This is a genomic window from Agrobacterium sp. 10T429, assembly GCF_056393925.1.
The window spans coordinates 122,068-139,565 of the sequence record NZ_JBFTGV010000008.1 but is presented as its reverse complement, the minus strand read 5'-3'; the positions used below and the strand labels follow the sequence as shown (position 1 = coordinate 139,565).

17 protein-coding genes are annotated in these 17,498 nt (G+C 58.4%); 9 read left to right on the top strand and 8 right to left on the bottom strand.

The genetic code is table 11. The features are described 5' to 3' along the window. Positions 1–21: 21 nt before the first annotated feature. On the top strand, positions 22–1,062 hold the full coding sequence (locus tag AC1DCP_RS18520; RefSeq protein ID WP_476774554.1) for a DUF2332 domain-containing protein: 1,041 nt from the start codon (positions 22–24) through the stop codon (positions 1,060–1,062). On the opposite strand, the gene AC1DCP_RS18515 is transcribed toward AC1DCP_RS18520, so the two are convergent. The 5 genes from AC1DCP_RS18515 to AC1DCP_RS18495 are packed head-to-tail and all read right to left on the bottom strand — an operon-like array spanning position 1,059 to position 6,554. Further along, a complete protein-coding gene (locus AC1DCP_RS18515; RefSeq protein ID WP_065663239.1) occupies positions 1,059–1,613 on the bottom strand; it encodes a sarcosine oxidase subunit gamma in 555 nt (184 codons plus the stop codon). The genes AC1DCP_RS18520 and AC1DCP_RS18515 overlap by 4 nt on opposite strands. Further along, on the bottom strand, positions 1,606–4,566 hold the full coding sequence (locus AC1DCP_RS18510; protein WP_476774553.1) for a sarcosine oxidase subunit alpha: 2,961 nt from the start codon (positions 4,564–4,566) through the stop codon (positions 1,606–1,608). The genes AC1DCP_RS18515 and AC1DCP_RS18510 overlap by 8 nt, the downstream gene beginning before the upstream one ends. Further along, the gene (locus AC1DCP_RS18505) at positions 4,563–4,877 is read right to left on the bottom strand and encodes a sarcosine oxidase subunit delta (protein ID WP_004431787.1); all 315 of its coding nucleotides are present in this window, start codon (positions 4,875–4,877) and stop codon (positions 4,563–4,565) included. Before AC1DCP_RS18505 ends, AC1DCP_RS18510 begins: the two co-directional genes overlap by 4 nt. Before the next feature lie 13 nt (positions 4,878–4,890). Continuing rightward, positions 4,891–5,301: a hypothetical protein gene (locus tag AC1DCP_RS18500; protein ID WP_004431784.1), complete on the bottom strand. Its 411-nt coding sequence runs from the start codon at positions 5,299–5,301 to the stop codon at positions 4,891–4,893. Further along, positions 5,301–6,554 (bottom strand): sarcosine oxidase subunit beta family protein, encoded by a 1,254-nt coding sequence (locus AC1DCP_RS18495; RefSeq protein ID WP_004431781.1) that lies wholly within the window; start codon positions 6,552–6,554, stop codon positions 5,301–5,303. Before AC1DCP_RS18495 ends, AC1DCP_RS18500 begins: the two co-directional genes overlap by 1 nt. A gap of 315 nt (positions 6,555–6,869) precedes the next feature. Between AC1DCP_RS18495 and rpsU the strand changes: the two genes are divergently transcribed. Continuing rightward, positions 6,870–7,097 carry a 30S ribosomal protein S21 gene (gene rpsU / locus AC1DCP_RS18490; protein WP_003498359.1) on the top strand — a complete coding sequence of 76 codons (228 nt, stop codon included), beginning with the start codon at positions 6,870–6,872 and terminating at the stop codon, positions 7,095–7,097. Between the two features lie 121 nt (positions 7,098–7,218). Continuing rightward, positions 7,219–8,115 (top strand): tetratricopeptide repeat protein, encoded by an 897-nt coding sequence (locus AC1DCP_RS18485; protein WP_004431770.1) that lies wholly within the window; start codon positions 7,219–7,221, stop codon positions 8,113–8,115. A 73-nt stretch (positions 8,116–8,188) separates the two neighbouring features. Here the strand turns inward: AC1DCP_RS18485 and AC1DCP_RS18480 are convergent, their stop codons facing one another. Further along, entirely contained in the window at positions 8,189–8,455 is a 267-nt protein-coding gene (locus AC1DCP_RS18480) for a DUF6074 family protein (protein WP_476774552.1), read from the bottom strand. A gap of 338 nt (positions 8,456–8,793) precedes the next feature. Here AC1DCP_RS18480 and AC1DCP_RS18475 point away from each other — a divergent pair, with 338 nt between their 5' ends. Next, positions 8,794–9,072: an exopolysaccharide production repressor protein gene (locus AC1DCP_RS18475; protein WP_019566541.1), complete on the top strand. Its 279-nt coding sequence runs from the start codon at positions 8,794–8,796 to the stop codon at positions 9,070–9,072. Between the two features lie 110 nt (positions 9,073–9,182). Continuing rightward, the gene (locus tag AC1DCP_RS18470) at positions 9,183–10,172 is read left to right on the top strand and encodes a glycosyltransferase family 2 protein (RefSeq protein WP_065663237.1); all 990 of its coding nucleotides are present in this window, start codon (positions 9,183–9,185) and stop codon (positions 10,170–10,172) included. A 192-nt stretch (positions 10,173–10,364) separates the two neighbouring features. Here AC1DCP_RS18470 and AC1DCP_RS18465 read toward each other — a convergent pair whose 3' ends face one another. Together AC1DCP_RS18465 and AC1DCP_RS18460 are read right to left on the bottom strand one after the other, a co-directional pair. Continuing rightward, positions 10,365–11,318, bottom strand: coding sequence for a polysaccharide pyruvyl transferase family protein (locus AC1DCP_RS18465; RefSeq protein ID WP_476774551.1), 954 nt, complete (start codon positions 11,316–11,318; stop codon positions 10,365–10,367). A gap of 51 nt (positions 11,319–11,369) precedes the next feature. Continuing rightward, the gene (locus tag AC1DCP_RS18460) at positions 11,370–12,335 is read right to left on the bottom strand and encodes a glycosyltransferase family 2 protein (RefSeq protein ID WP_004431756.1); all 966 of its coding nucleotides are present in this window, start codon (positions 12,333–12,335) and stop codon (positions 11,370–11,372) included. Between the two features lie 119 nt (positions 12,336–12,454). On the opposite strand from AC1DCP_RS18460, the gene AC1DCP_RS18455 reads away from it, so the two are divergent. From AC1DCP_RS18455 to AC1DCP_RS18440, 4 genes are all read left to right on the top strand, one after another. Continuing rightward, positions 12,455–13,933, top strand: a complete 1,479-nt coding sequence (locus AC1DCP_RS18455) for a lipopolysaccharide biosynthesis protein (protein ID WP_476774550.1) — start codon at positions 12,455–12,457, stop codon at positions 13,931–13,933. A gap of 371 nt (positions 13,934–14,304) precedes the next feature. Further along, positions 14,305–15,453 carry an acyltransferase family protein gene (locus tag AC1DCP_RS18450; RefSeq protein WP_004431750.1) on the top strand — a complete coding sequence of 383 codons (1,149 nt, stop codon included), beginning with the start codon at positions 14,305–14,307 and terminating at the stop codon, positions 15,451–15,453. 4 nt (positions 15,454–15,457) lie between these two features. After that, positions 15,458–16,249, top strand: a complete 792-nt coding sequence (gene exoK / locus AC1DCP_RS18445) for an endo-1,3-1,4-beta-glycanase ExoK (protein WP_004431747.1) — start codon at positions 15,458–15,460, stop codon at positions 16,247–16,249. Between the two features lie 60 nt (positions 16,250–16,309). Then, the gene (locus AC1DCP_RS18440; protein WP_476774549.1) at positions 16,310–17,491 is read left to right on the top strand and encodes a glycosyltransferase family protein; all 1,182 of its coding nucleotides are present in this window, start codon (positions 16,310–16,312) and stop codon (positions 17,489–17,491) included. Positions 17,492–17,498: the final 7 nt, after the last annotated feature.

Below are 17,498 nucleotides of genomic sequence, written 5' to 3'. Positions count from 1 at the left end.
CTGCGCAAAGGAGACGGCCCAATGCATGATGAAGCCGTAAGAGACGCGTTTCTCGCACAGGCAAGAGCCTGCGACAGCCTCGGTTCGCCCTTTACCGCACGGCTTTGCCGCGCGGTGGCGGCGCGGCTGGATCGCCAGACGGACGTTGGCGAGATGATTTTGTCCTGGCCTGGCGATGTCGGCCCGTCCGGCGATTCCGTCCCACTGCGGCTTGCCGGTGCCCTGCATGCGCTTGTCATCGAGGACAAGATCACTCCTCTTGTCGATATAGCACCCGAAGACGAGAATGCGCTCTGGCAGGCTTGCGCAAGTGCCTTGCGCTTCCATTCGGGCTTCATCCTCGAAAGGCTGAAATCGCCGCCGCAGACCAACGAAGTCCGCCGTTCCGCTGTGCTGCTGCCGGGTTTTCTTTCCATTGCGGAGCTTTTCGGCAAGCCGCTGGTCCTTTCAGAGGTCGGCGCCAGCGCCGGTCTGAACCTGCAATTTGACCGCTACCAGTATCGTCTTGGCGATCTTGCCTGGGGCAGGCAATCCGAAGTGTCCATGTCGCCGGAATGGCGCGGAGACACCCCGCCCGACAAGCGGATAGAGGTCATCGAGCGCGCCGGCTGCGATCTTAACCCTCTCGATCCGTCGTCTGCCGAGGACCGGTTGCGGCTGATGTCATATGTCTGGGCCGATCAGACCGACAGGCTGGAGCGCACGGCGGCCGCCCTGCGTATTGCGGTGGAGAACGGCTTGCACGTTGAAAAGGCTGACGCAATTGACTGGCTGCAACGCCGCCTTGCCGCGCAACATTCGGGCGCTGCCCATGTGGTCTACCATTCTGTCGCCTGGCAATATCTGCCCGATGCGCTGAAAGAGGCCGGCGAAACGCTGATCGCCGAGGCTGGAAGCCGTGCCACCCCTGAGGCTCCGCTTGCCCGCCTGCAGATGGAGGCAGATACGACGCCGGGAAGCGCCGCAATCACCCTGCAAATCTGGCCGACCGGTAAGAAACAGGAAATCGGCCGCGCCGATTTCCATGGGCGATGGGTGGAATGGCAGGGGTGGAAAAGCTAGACCGCCACATCCTGCGCCGCTTCCTGCAACAGGCCGCCGACATATTCGGCGAAAGAGCGCCAGCACTCTACCCGGAACGTATCGTCAGCCACGCGCAGCAGCACCACTTCCGCCTTGCCGAAAACCGTTCGCGAGCAGGCGCCGATCGGGAACTGTGCGATAGACAGATCCTGCGGGCAACCCGCGTTCAGAGCTGCCTCCGCGCCGGGGCCGGAAACGATGACAGCCGTGTTGCGGTGGGAAACGTCGGTCGCCGAAAATAGGCCGGAAACGGTGGCGAGCGCCGCCATCAGGTCGCTTTCGCCCTGATCGATCACCAGCCATTCGTCCGGACCAAGCCAGAGAGCGGAGCGCAAACCCGATGTGACAGAGCTTTTCGGGCTGTTGGGCAATAACAGGCCGAGTGCATCCGAGAGGGCCGGCAGTGCGCTTTCCCTTGCGCGCAGCGACAGCCGCGACGCCGAGGCGGCGGGCTTCAGCGAGACGAAGGGCGAACCACCGTGGAAATCCTCGAGTACGGATTTGCGTTTTGCGTGAAGTGTGTCAGCCATTGAGACGGGCTCCTTCCTTGTCGAGGAAGACCATATCGGTCACTTCGACGGCAATTGTTTTATCAGCAAGCGGGATGTAGAGCGTTTCGCCCATGCGCGCCCTGCCATCCGCCACCAGCGCAAAGGCGATGGAGTGGCCGAGATTTTCCGACCAGTAGGCGGAAGTGACATGGCCGAGCATGGTCATGGGTTTCGGCTGGTTTGGATCAGCAACGATCTGGCCACCCTCTTCGGGAACAGTCAGCCGGTCCTTCGTCTTGAGGCCCACAAGCTGCTTTCGACCGGAGCGCATGAGATCCGGGCGTTTCAGACCGCGGATACCGACGAAATCCGTCTTCTTCTTGGAAACGGCCCAGGCAAGCCCGGCATCGTCAGGCGTCACGGTGCCGTCGGTATCCTGTCCGACGATGATGTAACCCTTTTCGGCACGCAGGATGTGCATGGTCTCGGTGCCATAAAGGCATCCGCCCACCGCTTCGGCCCGTTCACGGATCGCGGTCCAGACGGCAGCGCCGTAATCGGCCGGAACGTTGATTTCGAAACCAAGCTCACCCGTGAATGATACACGGAAGAGACGCGTGGGCACACCGCAGAAGGTGCCTTCCGCGACCGCCATATGCGGGAAGGCTTCGGGCGAAATATCGATACCCTCGACGAAAGGCGCGATCACCTCGCGCGCTTTCGGTCCCTGCACCGCAATCACCGCCCATTGTTCGGTCGCCGATGTCAGCCAGACATTCAGCTCGGGGAATTCGGTCTGGAGATAATCCTCCATGTGCTGGAGAACGCGCGGTGCGCCGCCCGTCGTCGTCGTCACGTGGAAACGGTCCTCGGAAAGACGACCGACGACACCGTCATCGTAAACGAAACCGTCCTCGCGCGTCATGATGCCATAGCGGCAACGGCCGGGTTTCAGTGTGTCCCAGGCATTTGTGTAGATGAGGTTCAGGAACTTAGCCGCATCGGGGCCGACCACCTCGATCTTGCCGAGCGTGGAGGCATCGAACACGCCGACGCTTGTCCGCACCGTCTTGCATTCGCGGTTGAGCGCCTCGTGCATATCCTCGCCGCCGCGCGGGAAGAACCATGCGCGCTTCCAGTTGCCGACATCCTCGAAAAGGGCGCCTGCCGCAGCCTCTTCGTCATGCATCGGCGTCTTGCGGGTCGGGTCGAACAGCGCACCGCGCGAATGGTTGATGAGCGTGCCGAAGGTGACCGGCGTGTAGGGTTGGCGGAAAGTGGTGAGGCCGACCTTCGGCAGATCCCGCCCAAGCGCTTCCGAGGCAATGGCAAGGCCATGCATGTTGGACATCTTGCCCTGATCGGACGCCATGCCATTGGTGGTGAAGCGCTTGATATGCTCGACCGAATGCATGCCTTCACGCACGGCCAGGCGAATATCCTTGGCGCAGACATCGTGCTGGAAATCGATGAAGGCCTTGACGCCGGTGCCTTCGCCTGCCCCTTCCGCAGCGCCGATCATGCCGCCGGTCCAGGCGCGCGCATTCTCGCCGGAGAATTCCGCTGCACCGCCACCTGCGGCAGCAGCCTCGGCGATCAATGCGGCGAGATCGTCCGTGCCGTTGCAGGCGCCGACTGACACACAATTCTGCACATGGATGTCAGGCAGGAACCGCTGGTTTGCCGCGTCAAACTTCAGCTTGCCGCGCGATTGCGAGAAGAGATGCACCGAAGGCGTCCAGCCCGCCGAAACGACGAGCGCGTCGATGGCAATCTTGCGCTTGTTAGAGCCGCCATTGCGGCCAACGCTCATGGAAGAAACGCGCAGCCGCCCTGACGTATCGTAAACACTGTGACCCGCCAGTACCTCGATGCCCAGCGCCCGCGCCTCGTCCAGCAGCCGCCGATCGGGGTTCTCGCGGCAATCCACGATAGCGGCGATCTTCACACCCGCTTTCTTGAGATCGAATGCCGTCTCATAGGCAGAATCATGGGCTGTGTAGACACCGACATTATTGCCGACGGTCACGCCGTAATGGTTGAGATAGATGCGCGCAGCAGAAGCCAGCATGATGCCGGGACGATCATTATTGGCAAAGACCATGTGCCGCTCGATCGCGCCTGCCGCCAGAACGACCTTCTTGGCGCGGACCTGCCACAGTCTTTCACGTGGCTGGTGTTTGGCCGGCGTGGCGAGGTGATCGGTCACACGCTCGGCCAGCGCCACGAAATTGTGGTTGTAATAACCGAACGCTGTCGTGCGGGTCAGAACACGCACATTGGGCAGCGATTTCAGTTCAGTCAAAACTTTTTGCGCCCAGTCATATCCGGACAGGCCGTCGATGACCGCACCGGTGTCAAAACGCAGCGCGCCGCCAACTTCGGCATTCTCATCAACCAGAATGACGCTGGCGCCAGTTTTTGCAGCGGCGAGCGCCGCTGTCAGCCCGGCCACACCGCCACCGGCCACCAGCACGTCGCAATGGGCATAGCGGCCGGAATAATGATCCGCATCCGGCTCGGTCGGCGCCTTGCCGAGACCGGCTGCCCGGCGAATGATCGGTTCATAAATCTTGTGCCACGCGGCCTTCGGCCACATGAAGGTCTTATAGTAGAAACCAGCCGCAAACATCGGCGACAGGAAATCGTTGATCGCATTGATATCGAAGGACAGCGACGGAAAGCGGTTCTGCGAGGCGATGATGGCGCCATCGAATACATCCTGCACCGTGGCGCGCACATTCGGCTGTTTGCGCAGGCTGTCACGCGATACGTCGATCAGCGCATTCGGCTCCTCCGGGCCGGCGGAAAGGAAACCACGCGGGCGGTGATATTTGAACGAACGGCCAATCAGATGCACGCCATTCGCTAGAAGTGCGGATGCAACCGTGTCGCCTTCCAGCGCCTGATAGATCTTGCCGTCGAAGGTGAAGCGTGCCGTTCTGGCAGGTGTCAGGCGACCGGCGCCCTTGATACGATAATCGCCGCTCATTGCGCAGCTCCCTTTTGGGCGGAAAGAACCGCGTCGGCATCCGGTTTCGGCTCGCCTGCCTTGTAGGTCATCAGGAATTTGTCGCTGACGGAATCGCGGGCGGCGTTGAAAAAGCGGCCGCAACCGTGAATGTGGCGCCAGCGCTCGAAAACGAGACCTTTGTCATTGTCGCGAATGAAGAAATATTCGGCAAAGGCCTCGTCCGAAATATCGGCAATGTTTTCCGGCCGGGCGATATGGGCTTCGCCCGCCCAGCGAAATTCGAGTTCGGAACGGTCTTCCCGGCAATAAGGGCAATGGATCAGAAGCATCGTGGCTCCACCTTCAAAGAGAACTTTCCGGAAGCATGCTTCCGGCGGGTTGGTCACACAGCCGCTTTCCCATCGCAACGAAGGGGGAAAGCCGCTTCAAGAGCTGCTCGAAATTATCGAATGGTTTCAGCGCCGAGGCCCGACCCATATTGATGATGGCAACCGCCATCATGTCGGTGTCGATCGCGAAGGGCTCGTCCTGCGCACCATTTTCCTTCTCGCCGACGAAATAGACCAGCTTGTCCGCGAGACTCGGCGCGCAGAGCAAAAGGCCTTTTTCAGCCACGAAAGGCCAGTCGCGTTCACCCTGCATTCTCTGGATTTTCTGGCTACGAAAATCCCCCATCTCGGGGATGAGATTGCCCGCCGGCACGACCGCCGCCGCAACACCCATGTTTGCCGAAAGCATAACCGCCGCCAGCATCAGTGCGCCACGGCGGCGGCAGCGGCCTCGTCGATGAGGCGTCCGGTGCGGAAACGATCGAGCGTCAACCCCGCCGCCAGACGGTGCGGTTCGCCGCGCGCGATGAGATGCGCAAACAGATTGGCCGAGCCCGGTGTCGCCTTGAAACCGCCCGTGCCCCAACCGCAATTGACAAAGAGATTTGGCACCGGCGTCACACTCTGAATGGCGGAGCGATCGGGTGTGTTGTCGGTAATGCCGCCCCATTGGCGCATCATCTTGACGCGGCGGAAAATCGGGAACAGCTCGCAGATGGCGTCAAGCGTATGCGTGATGATCTGCAGGCCGCCAGTCTGGGAATAGGAATTATACTGGTCGGTGCCAGCACCGATGACCAGCTCGCCCTTGTCCGATTGGGAGATATAGGCATGCACCGTATTGGACATGACGACACAGGGGAAGATCGGCTTCAGCGGCTCTGATACCAGCGCCTGCAACGGGTTGGAATGCAGAGGCACACGCACATCCGCCATTTTCATCAGAACGGAGGAGTGGCCGGCGGCGGAAACGCCGATTTTCTTAGCGCCAATGAAACCGCGATTGGTCTCGACGCCCGTGACCGCGCCATCAGGTCCGCGCCTGATGGCCGTGACTTCGCAATTCTGGATAATGTGCACGCCGCGATCGGAAGCCGCACGCGCATATCCCCAGGCCACCGCATCGTGACGCGCCGTGCCGCCGCGCCGCTGGAGGGCAGCACCGTTGATCGGATAACGCGCATTGCCGGAAATCTCGAGTGGCGGGCAATAGGCCTTGGCCTGTTCCGGCGTCAGCCATTCATTGTCGATGCCATAGAGACGGTTGGCATTGATATGGCGCTTGAAGGACTGCTGGTCGTGAATATTGTGCGACAGCATCATAACGCCGCGCGCCGAATACATCACGTTGTAATTGAGATCCTGGCTCAGGCCTTCCCATAATTTCAGGGAATGCTCGTAGATATCCATGCTCTCTTCATAGAGATAATTGGAGCGGATGATGGTGGTGTTGCGGCCGGTATTGCCTCCGCCTAGCCAGCCCTTTTCCAGCACCGCTATATTGGTGATGCCGTGTTCCTTGGCAAGATAATAGGCGGCCCCAAGACCGTGGCCGCCGCCGCCGATGATGATGACGTCATATTCCTTGCGCGGCTCGGGCGACGCCCATTGCGCATCCCACCCCTTATGACCCCGCAACGCCTCGCGCGCCACGGCAAAAACGGAATATTTGCGCATTCGCAGTCTGCTCCTCAAGAACCGGCCAGAAGCCGAAAGCATAGCTCCGGCACATATTATACACATGGCAAATCGGCATCGGAGGCAATATCCATTTTGCGACGCCGCAATGCTTTTGTTTCGACATTGCAGGCAGAATGCCGGGATAGCTGGATTTTGGCTGTTGAATATGCGGTACCGTATGGACTTGCTGCAAATGTTCTGATATTGCACGTCACCAATCGCTAGGCTCGACGGCCGAACGAACGATTTTATTTGCGTGCGAATGCCTTTATTCTCACAGCAAGACAACCAAACAAAAGGAACGGGTTTCACGTGCAGGTACTAGTCCGCGACAATAACGTTGATCAGGCGCTTCGCGCTCTCAAGAAAAAGATGCAGCGCGAAGGCATTTTCCGTGAAATGAAAATGCGCGATTATTACGAAAAGCCTTCCCAGAAGCGCGCCCGCGAAAAGGCTGAAGCTGTTCGTCGCGTTCGCAAGCTGGCACGCAAGCGCGCACAGCGCGAAGGTCTGGTTGCAGCTCCGCGCGCAGGCCGTTAATAGGCCGTCTTTTGGACGTTTTTGAATGCTTGTTGGGCGGGGGCGATCAATTCGCCGCCGCTCTTTGTGTTTGTGGCCGGAGAATTATCTTGAGACCGGCCTGCGAGGGAACCCCCACCGAATGACCGCTGTTGATGCCTGTGTTGTGAAAAACTCCGATGCCTCCACGCGCCGGGTGCTCCTGAAAAACAACAAGAGATTCCGTGTTTCCCTTGTCGTCTGTACCGTCCTTGCCGGTCTTTCCGGCTGCGCTACGTCCAACCAGACTGACGATGTCTTCAGGATCGACCGTGCCCAGGGCTCGCAGGAAAACATTGCCTCGCTCACCTCGGTCATCAACGCCAATCCGCAGGATCCGGAAGGCTATAACGTTCGTGGCTCCGCTTACGGCCGCGCCGGCGATTCGCGCCGCGCCATCGAGGATTTCAACAAGGCGCTGCAACTGAACCCGCGCTTTTATCAGGCCTATGCCAACCGCGCGCTCGTGTATCGCAATTCCGGCCAGCAGCAGCAGGCCTTGCAGGATTACAACGCCGCTTTGCAGATCAATGCGAGCTATGACGTAGCCCTGATCGGCCGTGGCAATCTTTACCGCCAGTCCGGCCGCGTCAACGAAGCTTTCAACGACTTCTCCCGCGCCATCGAACTCGAAACCACCGATGGCCGCGCGTGGCACAATCGTGGCCTGATCTACCAGCTGCGCAACCAGCATGCCCAAGCGATCGAGGACTTCTCCAAGGCCATCTCGCTGTCCTCAACCTCGCCGGAACCCTATAACGGCCGTGGCCTTTCCTATGTCGCGCTGAACGACGACGAAAACGCTTTCGCCGATTTCAACCACGCCATTTCGCTTGATGGCAACGTCGCAGAATCATGGGCCAACCAGGCACTGGTCTATGAGCGCCGCGGCGAGATGGCGAAAGCCGCAAAGTCCTATTCGCATGCGGCACGGCTTGATCCGAAATATAAGCCCGCGCTCGACGGCATTGCCCGCACGCGCGGTGCCGGCGCATCCTGATCAAAAACAGATATGAACAGAAAAGCCGGCGGTGCGACACCTGCCGGCTTTTTTTTGGGAAACGCTTAAAGCCTCAATGGCTGTCGCGGCGCGCCTCGGGCGTGGCATCCCCCGCCCACAACTCCGCCTGCACCGCATTTTGAAACTCCATGACCTCGCGCCGCATGGCGGCGTCCTCATAGCCGAGGCCCGTCAGATAGGCGGCCAGTTTACGGCACTCCCTGCGCCAGAAATCATTCGCCTCCACACCATGCAGCCGGTCGAGCATGGTTGCGCACCGTTTTACGTTGGCAATACGGTTCTTTGCCGGAAAGGCGATTACTTCCGAATTCGTCGTCACGCGGGCACCTTGCTCTTCGAGGAATCAATACCGACTTTTTAAAGGCTGGATGGTTAACGAAGTCTGCTACGCAGGAGAGAAGGCCGCTAACGCCTTGCAGGGACGGGTTCTGCAGCCTGTCAGACGCAAGAATCTGCGCTGGCGGAGGACACCGATTCGGGCAAATCGCCGATTACCAAGGAATTTACCAATCAAGATTACCGAAATTTCATGCCGTGGGAGATAGAAGAAGTATATGTGTGTTGAAACAACACCGGTCTCATCGTATATTCTTGCAAAGAAAAAAAATGCCGCAGCGCAGCCAAAAACGGAGAAATCGTTCTCGGGAGGAGAGCACCATGTATGCACCTCGTGTATTTTTCAGCATGATTGGTGCATTGCTTGCCTTTGCGGTCGCTACATATTTCATCCACGGGTCGTTCTATACGGCGTTCATCCAGACCCTCATCTGCGCCGTCATTCTGCAAACCGGTTATTTTATTGCACTTCTGGTTCTGGTCGCCCGGGAAAAACGCCGGATGCGCGAAACCTTCGCGCTTGATCGCAGCGCCGAGATCATGACGCCGGACACGGTAAGCAGCGCCCCGCCACATGGCGCGAAACTGACCGATATGTGACCTCTCACGCACATTCTTTTATTGCGCCGCAAAAAAATCACTTGCATCCACACCCCTGACACTTTCTGCTGACCAAATCCTGACGGTTCGTCACAGCAGAAGGACAACACATGGTGAGCGGTTCACAGCCCATTTGCGTCATCATCGCTGCGAAAAATGCATCTGATACGATAGATATCGCCATACGCTCCGCCCTTGTGGAGCCGGAGGTCGCCGAAGTCATGGTGATCGACGATGGCTCCACCGATACGACCAGCGATGTCGCACATGCGGCGGATGACGGTACCGGCCGTTTGCGGGTCGTGCGATTCGACGTTAACCGTGGCCCTTCGGCCGCCCGCAACCATGCGATCTCGATTTCATCCGCACCGCTCATCAGCATTCTCGATGCGGACGACTTTTTTTTCAAAGGCCGTTTTGCCGCCATGCTGGAAAATGACGACTGGGATCTGGTGGCCGACAATATCGCCTTCATCCAGCAATCGGTTCCGGGTGCGTCGTCCATGCAGCCGGCCCGCTTCGAACCACAGGCCCGGTTTCTGTCGCTGACGGAGTTCGTGGAAGGCAATATTTCCAGACCCGGCGTGGAACGCGGGGAAACCGGCTTTCTGAAACCGGTGATCCGCCGCGCCTTTCTGGACAAACATGCGTTGCGTTACGACGAGCGCCTGCGTCTCGGCGAAGACTACGAACTTTATACCCGCGCGCTTGCCGCCGGTGCCCGTTACAAGGTCATCCGTCATTGCGGTTACGGGGCGATTGTCCGCGGCAATTCGTTGAGCGGCCGTCACAGCACGGAAGATCTTCGCCGTTTATACGAAGCGGACAAGGACATTCTCACCAGCTGCAAGCTGTCGGCCAGCGAGACGGCGATCCTGCTCGAGCACGAAAAACACATCCGCGCGAAATTCGAGCTTCGCCATTTTCTCGATGCGAAAAAGCAGAAAGGGATGGGCGGCGCTTTGAGCCACGCTCTTGCGCGTCTGCCTGCCCTGCCGGCCATCACGCGCGGCATCTGGACCGACAAGACCGCCCGTTTTCGCAAACCGGCGCCGGTTCGGGATATTCGTTATCTGCTGGACGGCACGCCGGTTTCCTGAGGGAAAACCTCCAGCCACGAGGGTGATGGCAAGTTCGATATTCTCTCATTCGTCATGCCGGACTAGATCCGGCATCCAGTCATGGCGCGTCTGCGCCATGAAGAGAGTCTTTTGCGATCAAGGACTTGAGCGCGCTGGACCCCGGATCTAGTCCGGGGTGACTGTGTGCGGAATTGCTGAGGCAACCCGCCTTCAGAGATAATCGCGTTTGACCGTTTCCAGAACAGCGGAAAAACGCTCCTTGCGTTCCTCCAGCCTGCCATCCGGGCTGAGACGCGGTTCGGCACGGCTTGCCTGCCAGAGCGCCAGCGTGGAAGGTGCTGCCAGCACTTGCTTGGCCAGTTTGCGCAGCGACAGGGATTGGCTTGCCTGCGGCCGCACCAGCACATCGCCCTCATGCGCCGGACCGGATCCAGCCTCGGCAATGACGGGGGCTGGCGGCGGCGGGAAGCTCATACCCCAGAAACGCGACCCCTTTTTCGCCGCCTCGGCGCGGGTGGAGACTGGCACGTAACGCGGCTGATACTCCACACCGACCGTGCCTGCCCAATCGCTCCACTTGAAACTGTTGATCGAGGGAGATGTGCTCACCGCCACCCATGGCACGCGGAACGCATCGGCAAGAATGGCGCCATGCATGGATTCGGCCACGATAAATTCAGATTGGGCGATGGCGCGGATGACCGACATCGCCTCGCCGCGCGGGTCGAGATAGGTCAGTCCCGCCGGTTCGCAAACCGTTTCCCACATGCCGAATTCCGCCGATTCCCAATGGGGAACGAAGGTTTTCTTGTAGAGTTTCGGCAGGCCTTTGAACTCTTGCATCTCGGTCACCATCACGGCGGGATCGACAATGCCCTTTTCGGGAGAAAGTCCCAATTTGGCTGCGGTTTTTTCGCCGCGGACGCAGCGAATGTCCCAAAATCCGGTGCTTGTATCCGGCACCGCGCCGTAGCCATAACCGCTGCCGATCACAAGCTTGCGCTGCTTTGCGGGCAACAATGTATCATTGAGAACCGTGCCGACACCGACGAGCATCACATCGTCATGCACGTCCCGCAGCCCGGGCAGCAGAAAGTCCCACAGCCACAGATTGAGATCGTCGCCAAAATTTCCGTGATGCGATTCCCAGTGGTAAGGTTTCATGAAGTCACTCCTGGGTGAAAAACATATAAATTCTTGCAGGCAAGAATTCGATTATCTTGTCCGCACTATTTTGCCTGCGCCGAGCTCAAAAGCCGCTCGCAGGAGTGCCGGATCGCGCATCGCCCACTTCAGCAGCAGTCCGAATTCGGGCACCTTGCGCCGTTTCAGATTGCCCGCCTGGCTCCAGAGCGCCTGTTTGCGCGCCGTATTTTTATAGGAAGCGATCGAGGCCACATCGTCCGGCCGCCGCGAAAATCGCCCCTCCAGCGTATCGAGCGCAACCCAGGTATTGAACTGCTGGCGCAGGAATTCCGGCGAGGTATTGTCGATGCTGTGGAAGATATTGACGCCCATTCCGCGCATGGCACCGGCATCGTCACACAGAAGCGTGCGCTTGGATGCGAGGATGGAATCGCAGAAAAACAGCACATCTTCCGCCGCAAGCCGGAGCGCCGGATCGAAGCGTATCTTTTCAAAAAGCGGGCGGCCGATCACCATGCAGGAGAGATGCAAGAAGCTCCAGTTGCGCAGCATCACGCTCGCCAGATCCGGCAGCTCGATCACCAGAGGCCGCTCGGAAAGCCTTGCGGCGCCCTCGTTCTTCTCCAGCTCGGAAATGGCGAAATGATAATAAAATTCGTCACTTGCCTGCATGGATGCCCAATAGCACTCACCGCCAAATGTCTTCAGCGCGAAGGCCGCATTCTGGAGATGATCGGGCGTCCAGATGTCGTCCGAGTCAAGAAATGCGACGTAATCGCTGCCAGCAGGAACGTGGTCGAGACCGGTATTGCGCGCACCACCCGGCCCGCCATTGGCCTGCTTAATGACGAGAATCCGCTCTTTCTGCGCTTGCGAAAGTTCTGCAAGCTCATTGTCTATCGGATATGGCGATTCGTCATCGACGATGACAAGATCGAAATCCTGGTAAGTCTGCGCAAAAACCGATGCGAGCGCACGTCCAAGAATTCCGTGCTGCTTTTGGTAATAGGGAATGACGACAGTAAATCTTGCCATTGTTTCGCCCCTTGCGTTGATCAAGAAGTGTCGGGCCCGATCCTAAAAGCGGCCCCGATGGTATCGGCAACTCCCCACCGGCGTTCCTCCCCGCCGGCCTCCAGAAACAGGATGCTTGTATGCCCCCAGCTCCAAATGTAAAGACCATCACCACGAATGTCGGCTGGAGCGTCTTGTCTAAGACAGGGACATTCGGGCTTAAATTTGTCACCGTTCCCATTCTTGCACGACTGCTGACACCGGAAGAATTTGGTGTGGTTGCAGTCGGCTTAACGGTTGTACAATTCCTGACCATGATAGCCGGAGCGGGGCTGACCTCGGCGCTGATCGTCGAGAAAGAAGAGGATATGGATACAATCCATACCGTTTTCTGGGCAAATCTGGCGATTTCCTGCACCATGGCCGCTGCGCTCTACATTTTCGCGGAGTTCTTCGGTGGGCTTCTGGGTGCGGTGGAAAGTGCCTATCTGCTGCGTATCATGGCCTATCTCATTCCGTTGCAACTTGCGGGTGATGTCGCCTATTCACTGCTTGCCCGGCGCATGAACTTCAGCCAGGATGCGCTGTGGAGCATGGCGTCTGAAAGCATCGCGGCGGTTGTCGCCGTGGCTATGGCGCTTCTCGGCTTCGGCGTCTGGGCGCTCATCATCCAGCTTTTCGCCGCCGCACTCATCAGGCTTGTCGGGCTATATGCCGTTTCCCGCTATTGCCCGCGTTTCGTCATGAAACCGCGCCGTCTGGTGCCGCTTCTCGGTTTCAGCTCCGGCCTGATGGGATCGGAAATCGCCAATTTCGTCACCTTCCAGTCGCCGATGGTGGTGATCGCCCGGCATCTCGGCCTTGCCGATGCGGGCGCCTATTCCGCCTCCAACCGTTTTGCCAGCATTCCCAATCAGGTCGTGCTGTCGGCCGTCATGGGCGTGCTGTTTCCCGCCTTCAGCCGTATGATGGACGATCCGCAGCGCCGGCGTGATGCCCTGATGTTCAGCACGCAGGTTCTGACCGTCCTGCTTGCGCCGATGATGTTCGGCCTCTGGGCGGTGGCCGAACCGGCCATGCTGGTGATTTTCGGGCAGAACTGGGCTTATGCCTGGCCGGTTCTCGGTCTCCTTGCCCTCTCGAAAGCCATTCTGACCCCATGCAGCACCTTTATCCCCTATCTCAAGGGTGCCGGCTATGGGCGTGTTCTGTTCTGGTCGGCCACGATCCGCGCCATCGTCACCACAGTTGCCGTCTGGGCTGCAGCCGTCTACGGCAGCCTGATCGACGCGATGATTTGGCTCTGCATCGTCAATGCGGTGACGCTGGTTGCCTACTCATGGGCGGTGTTCAAGGCAAGCGATACACCCTTTCTCAGCGGCCTCTATGTCAGCAGCAGACCGATGATTGCAGCGCTGGTCATGGCCGTTTCGGTGCGTTACCTGCTTCACATCATTGCCGAACGCATCCCCAGCGCAACGCTTCAGGTGCTCGTTGGCGCCGCAGTCGGCGGCGTCATCTATGCGGCGCTGATTTTGCTGACCGAACGCGCCCTGCTTGGAAAAATCCTCGGGATGGTCAAATCGCGACGAATGCGTGAAAACGCAACCCAAGGTTAGTGTCTCGTAACCGAAAGCGCCTCATTTCGGCCGTTAACAGGTCTCACCCGTCACGGATATGTGTTTCGTGACGGCATGGCAAAGCCATTTTTTTGCGGTGCAATATCGCGTACAATGATAATATCGCTTCCTTTGGCGATTTTTAGTGACGACTTAAATCTAGAAAAAATTAAATATTTTCAGTTGCTTAATTTTTTAAAGTCGCACGGAATGCCGGAACGCCAGACAATCACCCGCAATATCTAAGCTTGTGTTTTTCCCGCGTCGCCACATTTTACCCTAAAGTCGAAACCAGACTTACGAGTGCGGGCTTAAGTTCGCTCTGGTTGCAACGCGGCGTGGGTGGACGCCGCCCAATAGGGGTGACTGATGTGACTGTCGATCAGAACCTATCCTCCCGTATCAATTTGATGCGTATATTGCTGATCTCTGGAATCGTGTTCGTCCATGTGCCGCACGATGCCGAAACCAGCCCTTTTCTTGGCCTTTACGGCTTCTTCGACTGGCTGCGTGTTTTTCTGGGCGACGCCCTGTTTCGCATCGGTGTGCCCTGTCTCAGCGCGATATCCGGCTATCTGCTGTTTCGTCGCGGCATGAGCGGGTTCGATTATCCGGCGACGATCCGTTCGAAGTCGAAAACGGTGCTGCTGCCCTTCCTGCTGTGGAATGGCGCGTTGTTTGCCGCAATTTTGCTTATCCAGCTGTTTGACGTTGGTGTGGGTTATTTCCCGGACCTCTGGAACGCCAGCCCGCGTGAAATCATCAGCCATGGCACGGCGCTCGAAGAACTGCCGGTAAACGTGCCGCTTTATTTCCTGCGCGACCTGTTCGTCTGCATCCTGCTGTCGCCGGTGCTCGCATTTCTCATGCGCCGCTTTGCGCTGCCAACGCTCGCTATCCTGCTCTTCATAACCGCCATGCCTGATCTGACGATCTTCATAGTCCAGAAGAAATCGATCCTGTTCAGCTTCTCACTGGGCATCGCACTTGCGCTGCACCGCGTCGATGTCAAGGCACTCGATCCCTACGCCTTCCCGATCATGGCGCTGACCTTTGTCGCTGCGGCCATGCTGGCAACAGGCCTCTATTTCACCGGCCCGGAGTTTACCTTCTGGCTGAACATGTCTCGCAATTTGCTCGCTGTTTTCGGCGCGCTCGGTTTCTGGGCGTCGTCGGCGCTTTTGATCCGCAGCAGGCTCGGCAAGCGGCTTTCCGAAACCGGAAGCCTCAGCTTCTGGATATTCTGCGCTCACTATCCGTTGCTCGTCATCATGTGGATGGTCTGGAACAAGGGCGGACCCGATTTCTACCCCGCCTTCTATGTCATCGCCACGCTGTCCGCCTTTGTCATTCTGGTGGTGAGCAATGCACAAACCCGCAAATACCTGCCGGCCGTCTATGCCGTGCTGACCGGAAGCCGGAACGGCAAACGCAAGACAACGTCCGAATTCGCTGCAAAACGGGCCTCCATGATCGGCCCGCCCACATCCGAAACACTTTATTCGCAACGACAGAGGTGAACCAATGACAACATTTGTCACCCGCGTTCAGACACGCATTCTTCTCGCCGCCGCCCTGCTGGCGACACCCTTCACGACACCGAGCCAGGCACAAGAAGGCAACGGTGCATCCTTCATCGAGAATTTCGATCAGATGGACCGGTCGTTCTGGTACGTCTCCGACGGCTGGAACAACGGTGCGCATCAGAACTGCACCTGGTCGAAGAAACTGGCCACGGTGGAAAACGGCCAGCTGACGCTTGGTTTTGAGGAAGCAAAGTCCGGCGACCGCAACTTCGCCTGCGGTGAAATCCAGACCAAGGGGCGTTATCGCTACGGCACCTATGAAGCACGGATGAAAGCCGCTACCGGCTCCGGATTGAACTCCGCCTTCTTCACCTATATCGGCCCGACCGACAAAAAGCCCCATGATGAAATCGACTTCGAGGTTTTGGGCAAGAATACGGGCAAGGTACAGCTGAACCAGTATATTTCCGCCAAGGGCGGCAATGAGAAACTGGTGCCGGTAGAAGGCGGAGCTGATGCTGGCTTCAACGATTACGCCTTCGTGTGGGAGCCTCAGCGCCTGCGTTACTACGTCAACGGCAAGCTCGTTCACGAAGTCACGGATGAGACCAAGATTCCGCAGAATGCCCAGAAGATTTTCTTCAGCCTGTGGGGAACCGACACGTTGAAGGACTGGATGGGTGCCTTTTCCTATTCCGGCGCAACACAGATGATTGTTGACCGCTTCGCCTTCACGGCGCTCGGCGACAAATGCCAGTTTCCCGAATCCATCGCCTGCGCCCTTAACTGATTGCTTTTTTAAACCTGAGCCTCGGCGTCCTTGACGTATGAAACCAACCGGAACCCATGCATGATCCATGTTCTTTATCTCGCGCATGATCTGTCGGACCCCGCCATTCGCCGGCGGGTGTTGACCTTGCTTGCGGGCGGCGCGCGGGTCACGCTGGCGGGCTTCCGGCGCGGACAGAACCGGCTTGCAGAGATCGAGGGCGTGGTGCCGGTCATTCTCGGAGAAACCGCCGATGGGCGGTTTCTTCAGCGCATGGCAGCCGTCGCCAAAGCCAGCCTCTCGCTCGGCAAAACATTACGCGGCATCCCCATGCCCGACGTCATTCTTGCCAGAAACCTGGAAATGCTGGCTCTCGCAAAACGGGCCATGTCGCTTTACGACCGCCAGCCGGCACTGGTTTACGAATGTCTCGACATTCACCGCCTGCTTCTCAATGAGGGCAAGCCGGGGCAGCTTCTCAATGCGGCCCAGCGCTATTTCGCCCGGGATGCCAAGCTGCTGGTGACGAGTTCTCCAGCTTTCGTCGAGCATTATTTCAAACCCGTTTCCGGCCTGAACCTTCCCGTGCTGTTGCAGGAAAACAGGGTGCTGGCGCTTGATGCCGCTGTAGCAGCCACCCCACAACCGCGCCCACCTGCCCCCGGCGAACCGTGGAAAATCGGCTGGTTTGGGGCGCTTCGCTGCCGCAAATCGCTGGAAATCCTCGCCGATTTTGCAAAGCGCATGGATGGCAAGGTCGAAATCATCCTGCGCGGCCGGCCGGCCTATTCGGAATTTGCAGATTTCGATGGTTTCGTGGCTGCCGCGCCGCATGTGCATTTCCACGGGGCCTACAAAAACCCTGAAGATCTGGCCACCATCTATAATGAAGTGCAGTTCACCTGGGCGATCGACTTCTTCGAGGAAGGCCAGAATTCAAGCTGGCTGCTGCCCAATCGGCTCTATGAGGGATGCCTTTACGGCACCCTGCCGATTGCACTTGCAGGCACGGAAACGGCTCGTTTCATCGAAAAGCGCAATATCGGTTTTGTTCTGCAAAATGCCGGTGCAGATGATCTGGCCGCTCTTTTCAACACTATGACTCCACAAACGTATACGGACGCCTTCGACGCCCTCTCGGCACTCGATAAGAAACAATGGCTGACCGACCGCGACGATTGCCGTCAGCTGGTCCAGCAATTGTCCTCTCTTACAAAATCCGCTTCCGGCCATGCCCGTGAAGCTGCGTTTTCACCCGTGTAGTGCGTAG

Bases quoted from the DNA above. Each gene is read 5' to 3' on its own strand.
- exoK (WP_004431747.1), top strand. From the start codon at position 15,458: ATGACAACATTTGTCACCCGCGTTCAGACACGCATTCTTCTCGCCGCC.
- AC1DCP_RS18515 (WP_065663239.1), bottom strand. From the start codon at position 1,613: ATGGCTGACACACTTCACGCAAAACGCAAATCCGTACTCGAGGATTTC.
- AC1DCP_RS18470 (WP_065663237.1), top strand. From the start codon at position 9,183: ATGGTGAGCGGTTCACAGCCCATTTGCGTCATCATCGCTGCGAAAAAT.
- AC1DCP_RS18505 (WP_004431787.1), bottom strand. From the start codon at position 4,877: ATGCTTCTGATCCATTGCCCTTATTGCCGGGAAGACCGTTCCGAACTC.
- AC1DCP_RS18520 (WP_476774554.1), top strand. From the start codon at position 22: ATGCATGATGAAGCCGTAAGAGACGCGTTTCTCGCACAGGCAAGAGCC.
- AC1DCP_RS18510 (WP_476774553.1), bottom strand. From the start codon at position 4,566: ATGAGCGGCGATTATCGTATCAAGGGCGCCGGTCGCCTGACACCTGCC.
- AC1DCP_RS18460 (WP_004431756.1), bottom strand. From the start codon at position 12,335: ATGGCAAGATTTACTGTCGTCATTCCCTATTACCAAAAGCAGCACGGA.
- AC1DCP_RS18500 (WP_004431784.1), bottom strand. From the start codon at position 5,301: ATGCTGGCGGCGGTTATGCTTTCGGCAAACATGGGTGTTGCGGCGGCG.
- AC1DCP_RS18440 (WP_476774549.1), top strand. From the start codon at position 16,310: ATGATCCATGTTCTTTATCTCGCGCATGATCTGTCGGACCCCGCCATT.
- AC1DCP_RS18475 (WP_019566541.1), top strand. From the start codon at position 8,794: ATGTATGCACCTCGTGTATTTTTCAGCATGATTGGTGCATTGCTTGCC.
- AC1DCP_RS18495 (WP_004431781.1), bottom strand. From the start codon at position 6,554: ATGCGCAAATATTCCGTTTTTGCCGTGGCGCGCGAGGCGTTGCGGGGT.
- AC1DCP_RS18485 (WP_004431770.1), top strand. From the start codon at position 7,219: ATGACCGCTGTTGATGCCTGTGTTGTGAAAAACTCCGATGCCTCCACG.
- AC1DCP_RS18455 (WP_476774550.1), top strand. From the start codon at position 12,455: ATGCCCCCAGCTCCAAATGTAAAGACCATCACCACGAATGTCGGCTGG.
- AC1DCP_RS18465 (WP_476774551.1), bottom strand. From the start codon at position 11,318: ATGAAACCTTACCACTGGGAATCGCATCACGGAAATTTTGGCGACGAT.